This is a genomic window from Nonomuraea antimicrobica (assembly GCF_039536965.1).
Classification (GTDB): domain Bacteria; phylum Actinomycetota; class Actinomycetes; order Streptosporangiales; family Streptosporangiaceae; genus Nonomuraea; species Nonomuraea antimicrobica.
Genome location: NZ_BAAAZP010000124.1, coordinates 36057 through 48314 on the forward strand (window position 1 = coordinate 36057; position 12258 = coordinate 48314).

Genomic DNA, 12258 nt, shown 5'->3' on the forward strand with positions numbered 1-12258 from the left:
TTCCGAGAGGCCGTGATGAACGAGTTCAGGCAAGACCTCAACGCGCCGAGACCGGCGACTCCGACAGTGCTGCTCAACTCCCAGTACCTGACGTCGAGCCACGACTGGCGCAGCGCCGAAGGGCGCGCCCACTCGCCGTTCGAGGTCGCCACCTTCGTCCGACAGGCGCAACAGGCCGAGGCCGCCGGGTTTCACGCCATCTTCCAGGCCGACTTCTCCGGAGTGGTCCGGGAACGGCTCAGGGACGGCCCGCCGCTCTCCGCGTTCGAGCCCTTCCAGTTGTCGGCGCTCGTCGCGAGCGCCACCTCCCGCATCGCCGTGATGCCCACGGTCTCCACGCTGTACACGCACCCGTTCACCTTCGCCCGCAACCTGGCCAGTCTCGACCGGATCGCCGGCGGCCGGGCCTGGGTGAACGTGGTCTCCTCCTTCCGGGACGGCACTGCCATCGGCATGAAACGCGACGTCCCGGCCGGGCAGCGCCACCTGCAGACCGAGGAGTTCCTCCACGTCGCACGACGCCTGTGGGCGAGCTGGCCGCCCAAGGCCAACGTGCTCGACGTCGCCGGCGGGCGGTTCGTCGACGGTGAGCTGATCGCCGATGTCGACCACATCGGCGAGTTCTACGAGCAGCACGGGCCCATCGACACCGCGCCCTACTCCTCCGACTTCCCCTTCACCCTTCAGGCGACCTCGTCCCTGGAAGGACTGCGGCTCGCGGCCCGCACCGCCGACGCCGTGTTCGCGGGAACCCCCACGCTCGCGGCCGCGCGGGAGTTGCGCCGCATCCTGCGCCGGGAGGTGCGGCGCGCCGGGCGCGACGAGGACAGCGTGGCGCTGCTGCCCGGCGCCTTCATCCACGTCCTCGACCCAGGTGCCGGGCCGGCCACGTGGACGCGGCGGCAGCCCCCTCGCACGCCCTTCGCCGACGCGGCGCTGGCGCAGGTCCGCTCCCGGTTCCCGGCCCTTCGGCTGCACGGGCTGCGGCCATCGGACCCGTTGCCGGAGGACGTGATCGACGACGACCCCGACGTCGTGTTCGCCAGGTTCGGCTCGCGCTACCTGCCGGCCTGGGACGTCGCGCGAACGCCGGGCCAGAGCGTGGCCGACTTCGCGCTCGCGGTGGCGCCCCTCGGCGAGCACGCCCAGTTCGCCGGGACCGCGGAGCAGATCGGCGACGAACTGCGGCGCTGGTACGACGAGGGAGGCGTGGACGGATTCCAGTTGATCCTCGGCAACGAGTTCACCACGGTCTGCGACCGCGTCCTGCCGCGCCTGCTCGGCGTCGCCTGACGATGACCGCCGTCAAGACGACCGCCTTCAAGAAGGGGCAGACATGTGCGGAATAGCCGGCTGGGTGGACTACTCGGGGCTCCCCCCGGACGCCCGATCGATCGCGGAGCGGATGAACGACTCCCAGACGAGCCGCGGCCCCGACGGAGCCGGCATCTGGAGCTCCCCCCGGGCGATCCTGGCGCACCGGCGGCTCTCGGTCATCGACCTCGCGACCGGCGGCCAGCCGATGACGCTGGGCGGGCCGTCAGCCGGCAGCAGCCGGCTCGTCCTGACCTACAACGGAGAGCTGTACAACTATCGCGAACTCCGTGCCGAACTCGTGGCGCGCGGGCACCGCTTCCGTACGCACAGCGACACGGAGGTGGTGCTCAACGCCTGGGCGGAGTGGGGCCCGCAGGCCGTCGAGCGCTTCAACGGGATCTTCGCCTTCGCCGTCTGGGACGACGACCACGAGACCCTCTGGCTGGTACGCGACCACCTGGGGGTCAAGCCGCTGCACTACCACCTGACGACCGGCCGGTTGATCTTCGCGTCCGAGGCGAAGGGGATCCTCGCCCACCCCGAGGTGCCCACCGTCATCGACGAGGACGGGCTCAGGCAGTTGGTCCTGCCGCTGATCAAGTTTCCTGGGGCGAACCCGTACCGGGGTGTGGCGGAGGTGCTCCCCGGTCAGATCCTGTCCTTCTCCCGCGACGGTGTGCGCCGCACCCAGTACTGGGACCTGCGGGAGGTCATCACCCGGACCGACCGCCCGGCGAGCCTCGACGACTCGGTGGACCGGTTGCGCTTCCTGCTGGAGGACACCGTCGCGCGGCAGACGATCGCCGACGTGCCGCTGTGCTCCCTGCTCTCCGGCGGGCTGGACTCCTCCGTGGTGACCGCTCTCGCCAACGGCCTCCCGGGGCATCGCGGCGTGGGGTCGTTCTCGGTCGACTTCTCCGACGCCGCGGGCGCCGTGGACTCCCGCTCGGCGCTCGACCGGCGGTACGCGCGCGAGGCGGCCGCGTTCATCGGATCGACGCATTCCAACGTCGTCCTGGACGCCGCGAAGCTGTCGGACGTCGCGGTGCGGGACGCCGCCGTCCGCGCGCGGGACCTGCCGAACGGCTTCGGCGACCTCGAGATGAGCCTGCTGCTCCTGTGCGCGGAGATCCGCAGGCACGCCACCGTCGCGCTGTCGGGAGAGGCCGCCGACGAGATTCTCGGCGGATATCGGTGGTTCCATGATCCGCGGGCCGTCTGGGCCCCCACCTTCCCGTGGATCGCCGACAGCCCCGCCCACGGCTACCTCCACCAGCGGGTGCTGGGCACGCTGGCCCCGGAACTCGTCGAGAAGCTGCGCCTGGAGGAGTACCTGCACGACGAGTACGCCACGGCGCTCGGCGGCCTCGGCTTCCACCCGGGGTTGAGCCGCGAGGAGCGCAGGCACCGCGAGATCATCTACCTCGGCCTCACCTATTTCCTGCCGATGCTGCTGGACAGGAGCGACCGGCTCAGCATGGCCAGTGGCCTGGAGATCCGCGTTCCCTTCTGCGACCACCGCATCGTGGAGCACGCCGTGACCCTGCCGCGGGACGTGCACAACGCAGGAGGGCGCGAGAAGGGCGTTCTTCGCGACGCGGCCAAGGGACTCCTGCCGCCGAGCGTGCTGGAGCGGCAGAAGTCCCCCTATCCGACGACCCCCGATCCCGACTATTCGCAGCGCATCGCGCGGCAGGTCACCGAGGTCGTGACCGCCCCTCCCGGCGACCTGAGGGAGATCTTCGCCGAGCGCCTGCTCGATCCGCGCGAGATCGCGAACGCCGCGAGGTCGCACGGATTGGTGAGCAACTTCGAGGGCGAGGTCATCCTCAACTTCGCCTCGTGGTTCCGCCAGTACCGACCGCGGCTCGTGGCGTGAAGCCACGAGATCGACATGACGGCAGGCAGTGACGAGGCGGTCGTCGCCGGCCGCCTCTGGCGTTACTGACGAGCCACTGACCGACTTGGACACCGAACGACACCGAACGACACGAACGACATCGAAGGAGGAGTCATGACGGATTCCGCGTACGACCCGGCTTGCCGGGAGCCCACGATCGTGGCCGGCGGGGATCGCCGGAGCGCGCTGTGGAGGCGACGCCTCTTCGAAGCGGAGGCGGGTCTCACCCGGTTCGTCGTGGAGAGCCGCGCCGGAGCGTTCATGCACGAACTGCTCCATGTGAAGCACGCGATCTTCGAGTCCCTGCCGCGGGCCGGTGCCGGGGAGTCCGACTGGAAGGCGGCGTTCTTCCGGGCACAGGCGTTGATGGAGCAGTTCGTGGTGTCGCGGTTCGGTCACGACCAGCTCGCCGCCTGGGCCGCCGCCAACAGCGCCGTCTACGCCGCGGTCGACGCCGCGCCCCGGCACGACGCCGCCGTGCCGCTCCAACGGCTGCACGACCAGGCCGACCTCTACCGGTCAGAGGTCGAATGGGTCGAACGTGACGAGAGCCGCGCGGTCCTGAAGATCCGCCACTGCGCGATCTGGGACTACCGCGAGCTCGCGCGAAGACGCGGGGTCACGATCACCCTGCAGTCCCCGTGCGAGTACTGCGTGCCCGCCACGACCGCGATGATCACCAACAAGGGGCTGCGCGCGCGGTGCGAGCTGACCGACGGCGAGCACGGTCACGGCTGCCTGTGGACGGCCTCCGGCCAGAGCCCGGGTCATGACACCGGTCAGGGCACCGCCCAGGGCGGCGAGGACTGAGGCCGTGTCCGACATGAGCTCCTTGGTGGAGACCCGTGACTGGGTGCACTTCCGCCGGCTGCCCGCCCGGCAACAGCCCGATTGGCCCGATCGGGACGAACTCCACGCCGTCCTGCGCTCCCTGCCGCAGGACGACCTCGTCACACGTGACTCCGTGGACGAGCTGTGGATCGCTCTCGCCGGGCTGGAGTCCGGCGGACTCGTCCTGCAACTCGGCGACTGCGTCGAGGACATCGACGAAGACGTCGGCGCGGTCACCCGCCAGAAGCTGGGATTCCTCGACGAGGCCAGGTCCCGGCTGCGCCACCGCACCGGTCGCGAGGTCATCGCGGTCGGCCGCCTCGCCGGCCAGTACGCCAAGCCGCGCTCGAGCGACCACGAGATCGTCGACGGCGTGGCGCTCCCGAGCTTTCGCGGCCCGATCGTGAACTCCCCCCACGCGAGCCTGGACGCCCGCATCCCGTCGGCGCACCGCGTCGCACGGGCCCACGCCGCCGCCCAGCGGGCCTACGAAGTGATCGACGCCCACAACCGCGCCGCCGGCCGCGACGCGCCCGTCTGGACCAGTCACGAACTGCTCCTCCTGGACTACGAGCTGCGCTTCCTGCGCAACGACGCGCCCAGGAACCATCTCGCGACCACGCATTGGCCCTGGATCGGGGAGCGCACCCGGCAGCGCGACGGCGCGCACATCGCGCTCGCCTCGACGTTGAGCAACCCGGTGAGCGTGAAGCTCGGCCCGAGCGCCTCGCCCGATGAGGCGGCACGCCTCGCGCAGCGGCTCAACCCGCACGACGAACCGGGCCGCCTGACGTTCATCGTGCGGATGGGACACCAGTACATCGACCGGCTGCGGCCCGTCGTCCGCGGCGTGCACCGGCGGCTCCGGCACGTGCACTGGATCTGCGACCCGATGCACGGGAACACGATCACGAGCCGGAGCGGCCTCAAGACCCGCCACGTCGAGCACGTCGTCGCGGAACTGCGCCGCTTCCAGGAGATCCTGCTGGACGAGCGGCGGCACCCGGCCGGTCTGCATCTCGAGGCGACCCCCGACGACGTGTACGAGTGCTCGCACCACCACCGCGAGCCGACCGACCCCTCCCGTTACCGCACGTTGCTGGATCCCCGGCTGAACCCGGAGCAGACCGCTCATGTGCTCGACCAGTGGTTCGTCTGACCACGTGCCGAACCTCACGAAGGAGACAGACCCATGCCGCGCTCACTCCTGGACCTGGAGGACGCCGACGCCGGCCCGATCGATCCCCGCGAGTACCTCGAGGCGGCGTTGCGCTGGCACTTCTCGGAACGGACGGGCTCCAGGCTCTGGCTGACGCTCGCCGAGGACCTGGACTTCGACCCCATCACCGACATCACCTCGTTCGACGGGCTCAGCCGGTTCCCCGACATCGGGCGCCATCTGCGGGACAGCAGCATCGAGGACCTCGTCCCCCGCGGCCTCGAACACGAGCCCCCGCCCTCGGTGTTCGAGACGGGAGGCACCACCGGCTCGCCCAAACGGCTCATCTACACCGAGCGCTGGATACGGCGAGCCCTGGCGTGGAAGACCGAAGAGCTGACGGGCGCGGGGTTCCCCGTCGGCCGGCCCTGGCTGGTGGCGATGCCGTCCGGTCCGCACGCCTTCGGGCACACCACCCGCCTTCAGGCTCGGGCGCTGCGCTCGGTGCTGCACACCGTCGACCTGGACCCCCGCTGGGTGAAGAAGCTCATCGCGGCCGGTGGCGCGCCGGACGCCTACGTCGCCCACCTCGTCGAGCAACTGGGCCACATCATTCGCAGCCAGAACATCGCGGCGGTCACGACCACGCCCCCGATCCTCTCCGAACTGCTCCTGCACGAAGAGCTGACGGACCGGCTCCGCCGGACGCTGAGGTATCTCGCGCTCGCCGGGGCGCACCTCGATGACGACACCTATGACCTGATCGCCGAAGCCTTCCCCGACGCCGTGATCCACAACATCTACGGGAGCACGATGGTCCTGACCACGGCCAGGATCCGGCCCGGCACCGCGTCGCCGCCGGACGCGGTCTACGACGGGTACTCGCCGTTCGTCCTGTTCAACGTGGTCGATCCCGACACCGGCGAGCCCGTCGCGTACGGCGAGCGCGGCCAGGTGCGGATGAGCCACCTCAGCAGCGGGGTCTTCATCCCCAACAACCTCGAACGGGACTCCGCCGTCCGCGTGCCGGGCCGCGCGGGCGGGATCGGCGACGCCCTCACCGGGATCCGCCCCCTGGCGACCTTCGACGGCGACCGGGTGATCGAGGGGGTCTACTGATGACCACCGCCCCGCCGGAACAGGACGGCCGCCTGATTCGCCTTCCCGCGCTCACCCATCGCGGCAGGGTCGAGACGCGCGCCGTGGAAACCGTCCATGGTGTCGACGGCAGCGCGCTGGCGGTGCTCTCGCTCTGTCCCGACCTGCTGGTCGCCCAGGCGGTCCAGGCCCAGCGACGGGCTCCCGCGCCACCGCCGCGGGAGCGGGCCGCGCGGCTCGCCGAGGCCGCGCGGCGCTTCCGCACCGACGTGCTCGGAGGGCTGTCGTTCGCCGAGCACTGCGACCACGTCACCCGGGTCTCGGGCCACAACCGGAGCCTGACCGAGCAGTTGAGCCGGGCGGTGGCCGACGCGATCGAGCAGGCGCCGGAACGCGCGGACCAGGCCCGGCCGAACGGGTCGGCCCGTGCGTGGAGCGACATCGGCCGCCGTTCTGGCAGCGGGGTGTGGACGCGGCGCGGGGAGACGCTCGGAGCCGTTCTCTCCGGGAACCTGCCCACGATCCAGAACGGCTGGCTGCAAGCCCTCGCACTCGGATACCGCGTCGCGGTGAGACCGTCGCGACGTGAGCCGTTCACGGCGTACCGGGTGGTGGAGGCCCTTCGCGCGGCTGGATTCCGCGACACCGACGCGGTGTATCTCCCGTCCGCGCACACGGGCGCGACCGCCCTGCTCCGCCGCGCGGACCTGGGACTGGTCTACGGCGGCGACGACGTCAAGACCAGGTACGAGGGCTCAGCCACGATCAAGGTCGGCGGGCCAGGACGTTCCAAGACCCTCGTCGACCGCGCGCACGTCCTGCCTGAGGCCGTCGAGTCGGTCGTCGAGGCGGTCGTCGAGTCGGTCACCGCGCTCTCGGGCGTCGCCTGCGTCAACACCACGGCCGTCTTCGTGGAAGGAGATCACACGCGGTTCGCCGCGGACCTCGCCGCGGCGCTGACCGCGCGGGCGCGGGCCCGTCAGACCACGCCGGAGCACCTCGGGCCACGGGTGACGGACGACACGGCCAGGGCGATCGTCGACCACCTCCGCCGTCGGGCCGCGCACGCCCGGCCCGAGATCCCCCTCGACCAGGTGGCCACTCCGCACCCGGCGGGCGGGGTGGTGCTCGGGCCCGCGGTGTTCACCGTCGACGACCCGCGCGACGACGTGCTGGGGGCGGAGCTGCCCTTCCCCTGCGTGTGGATCGCGCCGTGGAGCCGGGCGGACGGGCTGGGACCGCTGCGGGAGTCGCTCGTCGTCAACGCCATCTCCGACGACCGCGGCCTGATCACGGACCTCCTCGGGGACCCGACCATCCAGAACGTCCACGTCAACGTCCCGACGGTGCACAGCGACGGCAGGCTCCCCCACGAGGGCTTCGTCGGCGACTTCCTCATGCGGAACAAGGCGGTCGTGTCCGCGTGAGACACCGCCCCGACCACCACCGAGTGACAAGGAGCGACGTGGAGATCGTCAGCCCGCGGGCGGCTCGATGGGGAGCAGGCCGAGACTGCGTCCCTTCTTGAGCGCCGTGACCCGATCGTGCACGCCGAGTTTGCGGTAGAGATTCTCCTTGTGCTTGACCACGGTCTTCTCTGTGATCTGGAGCCGGCTGCCGATGGCGTGCGCGGTCAGTCCTTCGTCCAGGAGCGCCAGGACCGCCATTTCGCGGAGCGTGATTCCGTATTCGGCCGGGTCACCGAGTTTCGGCATATCGAGGACGACCTTCTCGTACGCGGACACCGTGTCGAGGAGCGAACGAGCCAGATCGGCGAATTCGAGGTCCCGGTCGGTGAACCCGTGGCCGCTGCGGCTCATGATGACACCCCGGATCTGTCCGGGGCGGGAGTTCAGCGGGAGCGCCAACTGCCGGTCGATCCCGATGGCCGCCTTGCCCGCGCGATACCCCTCGCTCTTCCACCAGCGGTCGTCGGCGACCTCGTCCAGGGAGTGCGGGGTGCGGTCCCGGGTGTGCGCGTAGTGACGCAGCAGTGGGTGGGCACGCATGTGGGCGTGGATCAGCGCGTCCAGCGGGGCCTCGTACAGCCAGTCGGGTGAACCGGTCTGGGCGTGGCCGGTGCCGGCCCGCCAGTCGAGGTCGATGAGGACGGCCAGATCCACCGGCAGGTCGGCGATCAGCCTCTCCATGAGCAGCGGCCACACACGCACCGGTTCGCGCTCGGTGAGGATCGCCATCGCGAGGTCGTGGAGGCGTTTGGCGTCGTGGCCCGACAAAGCCGTCATGACCGCAGTGTGCAGGATCGAAGGAGATTCTGCATGTGATGCATGAATGGCGGTGAAAAGGCACTACGAACTTCTTCGTATATCGGATTCGGCCCGTTTCTTGGGACGCTGTGGTCCGCCGTAAAACGGGCACGGAATTCGGCGTACGGAGGTCGTGGGTGGACACCACGGAGAGGCGGTCGCCCGCTTCGGCGGAGCGGGACGACGAGTCCGGCCGCGGCGCCGTCCGCCGGGCCACCGCGCTGGCGGGGCTCGGGTCGGTCGCCGACGTGGTGGCGGTCGCGCAACTGGTCACCACCGAGTCGCGGCACGGGGTGCTGGTCGCCGGTCTGCTGTCGGTGCTCACCGGGGTGCTGGGGCTGATCCAGCTCCACGGGCGGCCCGTCGGCCTGCGGGTCATGGTGATGGTCGCGCTGATCGCCGTCGGCGCCGGGCTGACCGGCGCGATGACCCAGCGGTACTACGCCGACGCGGTCGCCGGGGGCCTGCTGCCCGCTCCCGTGGACGCCGGCACCGCGCCCGTCACGCCGTCCGCGTCCTCGACCGGCACCGCGCCCTCGACCGGCGCCGCACCCTCGACAGAGACCTCGCCGTCAACCGGGACCTCACCGTCGACCAGAACCTCACCGTCATCCGGGACCTCGCCGTCGACCGCGGCCTCGCCGAAGGACGGGGAGAAGATCCGCGAGGGCGAGGCGTCCCTGCGGGACCAGGACTACCTCGACGTCGAATCGGGCCGCACCGGCACGATCGACCCGGCCACCAGCGACCTGTGGTACGTCAGCCCGTACCGCTCGTTGTGGACGGCCGGCGGCGGCGAGTACCCGATCACGCCCGTCGACGCGCGCCCGGGCCCCGACGACTGCGCGCAGGCCCTGACCGCGAGGGAGTACGACCAGGTGGAGGTCGGCAAGCTGGCGCCCGGTGACTGGGCCTGCGCCCGCACCGCCGAGGGCAACCTCGTCGGGATCCGGTTCCCCGCCATCCCGACCGGCGACGCCCCGCTCAAGATCTCCTACACCGTCTGGCACTGGACCCCGCAGGAGTAGTCATGCCCTACGCGCTCGCCAGGAAGCTCGTCGCATCGGTGATCATGACGCTGGTCGTGGCCCTGACGGCCGCGATGGACTATCCCGAGCCGCTGCCGGACTTCGCCCACCCGCACGCGCCGCACTACCCGTGGTACCAGCCGGTCAACGCGGCCACCACCCGGCCCGTCCTGATCATCCGCGGCGGCTTCACCGACCTGCCCTGGCCCGCGGCCAAGGACGACGCCTGGCTCGGCCGGCGGTACTTCGGGCCGGGCTACCCGAGCGTGCGCGACTACTTCGCGCAGAGCTCCGGCGGCCGGGTGGACCTCACCCGCGCCCGCGAGAGCTCCGGCGTCCACGACGACGGGATCGTCACCGTCGACTACGGGCTCACGCTGGCGCAGTGGGAGGCGCTCACCGACGAGCAGATGATGCGCCACGGCGTGAACGTGGCCGACCCCCTGGTGGACTACTCGGCCTTCGACCGCAACGGCGACGGCCGGCTCGGCCAGGACGAAGTGGTGATCGTGGTCCTGCAGTCGGTGCCCTTCGACCCCGGCGACTTCACCGGAGGATGCGGCGCCGCCCGCGGAGTCTCCCCCGGCCCCGCGCTCGACGGAATCGACCTGGACGGCCGGACCAACGTCTGGGCCAACAGCGCGGTCAACCAGATCACTCTCGACCACGAGATGATGCACGCCGCCTTCGGCCTGGACCGGGACTTCCACGGATACCCCATCCACGGCTTCGACGTCATGGGGAACACCTGCTCCGACGGCGAGTGGTACGTGGAGCTCAACTCCTGGCACAAGATGCACCTGGGCTGGGCGAAACCGACGATCGTGACGCGGGACGGCTACTACGACGTCCCCGCCTGGGACACCAGCGACACCGCGTTCCTCCTGTACGATCCCGATCGCGGCACCGACGACTACCTCCTGGTCGAGAACCGGTGGCGGCGCCCCGGCACCTACGACGCCGACGTGAGTGACAACGGCCTGGCCGTGTGGCGCATCGACGAGAGCCAGTACTACAACGACGCACCCGACGCCTACCCGATCAGGCTGCAGGGCCCGTGCTGGGACTACTCGTGCACCTACGAAGCCTGGGACGCGAGCGACCCCGCGACGCCACTGCGGACGATGGACGGCCCCTGGCGCGACGGCACGCCCGGCAACGTCGCGGTCCGGATGGTCCAGGAGGCCGGGCCGACGACGAGGGCCTACTTCGACGTGCCGGGTCCGGGGGCCGCCGTGGACTGCTTCGACCCGTACACCCCGACCCGGCGGCGCGAGGTGCAGGTCATCGCCGGGCAGACCGCCGACCTGCGACTTCCCGTGCAGAACACCAGCGAGCAGGCCGGAGCCGTCAGCCTGGGCCTGGCCGGGCAACCGGAGCCGGGCTGGTCATGGAGCGGGCACACCGCCGACCTGGATCCCAAGGCGGCCACCGTGGGCCGGCTGCTCGTCACCACCCCGGCGGACGCCGTACCCGGCGCCTACCGACTGTGGCCGCAGGCCACCTGGCTCGCCGACCCGCGGCACGCGTCCACGTGCGACGTCACCGTCCGGGTCGTCGCGCCACCGGAGGCGAGCTGGGGATACGCCTCCACGCGCGCGCTCCAGTACCAGGCGCCGATCGGCGAGGCGGTCACGCTCGACCCGTCCTGGCAATGGGGCACCTGGCGGCGCGACGCCGATCCGGCGCAGGCGGGCAGGCACGCCACCATGGTCCGTACGGCGACCGGCCGCTACACGGTGACGCTGCCAGGTCTGGGAACGACGCCGGGCGTCGCGCACGCGGGCGCGGGTGTCTCGTGGGGGCACATCGACGCCGCCTGGTGCCAGCTCGACTCCGTGACCAGGAGCGGCGCCGACAAGCTGCTGGACGTGGCCTGCTTCGACGGCACGGGAACGGCGCAGAACCTGCCGTTCGCCGTCTGGGCGAGCGGGCCGAGTCCCGGCCAGAGGCCGCAGCTCCTGGCCCGTTACCAAACGATCGGCGGTTTCGGCGACGCGGTGCCACTGGTGAACGACGACACGTTCAACTCCGCCGCCGGCCCGGTGGAGGTGCGCAGGACCGGTGAAGGCCGCTACGAGGTGACGGCCGTCGGCGAGGTCTACGACGCCACCGGATACGCGCGGGTCACCGCGCTCAACAGCGCCCGCGCCCGATGCCGCGCGGCGAGCGTCGAGGACACCGGTACGGCCCTGCGGATCGGCGTGGAGTGCACCGGCGCGGACTTCCAGCCGCGGAGCACGCCATGGCTGCTGTCCTACACCGAAGGCGTCGGCGCGCACCACGATCCCACCGTGCCGGCGGCGTACGCGAGCACGACAGGGGACCCGTCGGCGCCCGGCATCGACACCAGAAGATCGTGGAGCAGCACCGGCGAACTGCCGACCATCGCGCGTACGGCACCGGGCGTGTACGACGTCAACTACCAGGCCGTCGGGAACCCGTTCACCTATCCGGCCGACCTGGTCGACGTCGCCGCCGTGGGCCCGCAGGCACGTTCGTGCCGGGCGCTGTCGTGGAACTCCTACAGCTATCCCGGCAGGCTGCGCATCGTCGTGCACTGCTACGACGCCGCGCGCCGGCCAGCCGATGCCCACTTCGCCTTCGCCTACCTCCGCGCCCCCGATCGGCCCTGATCAGGCCGCGCATCACGCCGCC

9 protein-coding genes are annotated in these 12258 nt (G+C 71.1%); 8 read left to right on the plus strand and 1 reads right to left on the minus strand.

Features of this window, described 5'->3' with window-relative positions:
- Positions 1 to 15 precede the first annotated feature (15 nt).
- From ABD844_RS33745 to ABD844_RS33770, 6 genes are all read left to right on the plus strand, one after another.
- Positions 16 to 1293: an LLM class flavin-dependent oxidoreductase gene (locus ABD844_RS33745; protein WP_344886990.1), complete on the plus strand. Its 1278-nt coding sequence runs from the start codon at positions 16 to 18 to the stop codon at positions 1291 to 1293.
- A gap of 43 nt (positions 1294 to 1336) precedes the next feature.
- The gene (gene asnB / locus ABD844_RS33750; RefSeq protein ID WP_344886991.1) at positions 1337 to 3196 is read left to right on the plus strand and encodes an asparagine synthase (glutamine-hydrolyzing); all 1860 of its coding nucleotides are present in this window, start codon (positions 1337 to 1339) and stop codon (positions 3194 to 3196) included.
- A gap of 135 nt (positions 3197 to 3331) precedes the next feature.
- Positions 3332 to 4027 carry a hypothetical protein gene (locus tag ABD844_RS33755; RefSeq protein ID WP_344886993.1) on the plus strand — a complete coding sequence of 232 codons (696 nt, stop codon included), beginning with the start codon at positions 3332 to 3334 and terminating at the stop codon, positions 4025 to 4027.
- Between the two features lie 13 nt (positions 4028 to 4040).
- A complete protein-coding gene (locus ABD844_RS33760) occupies positions 4041 to 5207 on the plus strand; it encodes a 3-deoxy-7-phosphoheptulonate synthase (protein ID WP_344887134.1) in 1167 nt (388 codons plus the stop codon).
- A gap of 33 nt (positions 5208 to 5240) precedes the next feature.
- On the plus strand, positions 5241 to 6326 hold the full coding sequence (locus ABD844_RS33765; protein ID WP_344886995.1) for an AMP-binding protein: 1086 nt from the start codon (positions 5241 to 5243) through the stop codon (positions 6324 to 6326).
- The gene (locus ABD844_RS33770) at positions 6326 to 7732 is read left to right on the plus strand and encodes an aldehyde dehydrogenase family protein (RefSeq protein WP_344886997.1); all 1407 of its coding nucleotides are present in this window, start codon (positions 6326 to 6328) and stop codon (positions 7730 to 7732) included. The genes ABD844_RS33765 and ABD844_RS33770 overlap by 1 nt, the downstream gene beginning before the upstream one ends.
- 48 nt (positions 7733 to 7780) lie before the next feature.
- Here the strand turns inward: ABD844_RS33770 and ABD844_RS33775 are convergent, their stop codons facing one another.
- A complete protein-coding gene (locus ABD844_RS33775; protein ID WP_344886999.1) occupies positions 7781 to 8551 on the minus strand; it encodes a helix-turn-helix transcriptional regulator in 771 nt (256 codons plus the stop codon).
- Between the two features lie 158 nt (positions 8552 to 8709).
- Here ABD844_RS33775 and ABD844_RS33780 point away from each other — a divergent pair, with 158 nt between their 5' ends.
- Positions 8710 to 9600, plus strand: a complete 891-nt coding sequence (locus tag ABD844_RS33780; protein ID WP_344887001.1) for a hypothetical protein — start codon at positions 8710 to 8712, stop codon at positions 9598 to 9600.
- Positions 9601 to 9602: 2 nt separating this feature from the next.
- The gene (locus tag ABD844_RS33785; RefSeq protein ID WP_344887003.1) at positions 9603 to 12236 is read left to right on the plus strand and encodes a hypothetical protein; all 2634 of its coding nucleotides are present in this window, start codon (positions 9603 to 9605) and stop codon (positions 12234 to 12236) included.
- Positions 12237 to 12258 lie beyond the last annotated feature (22 nt).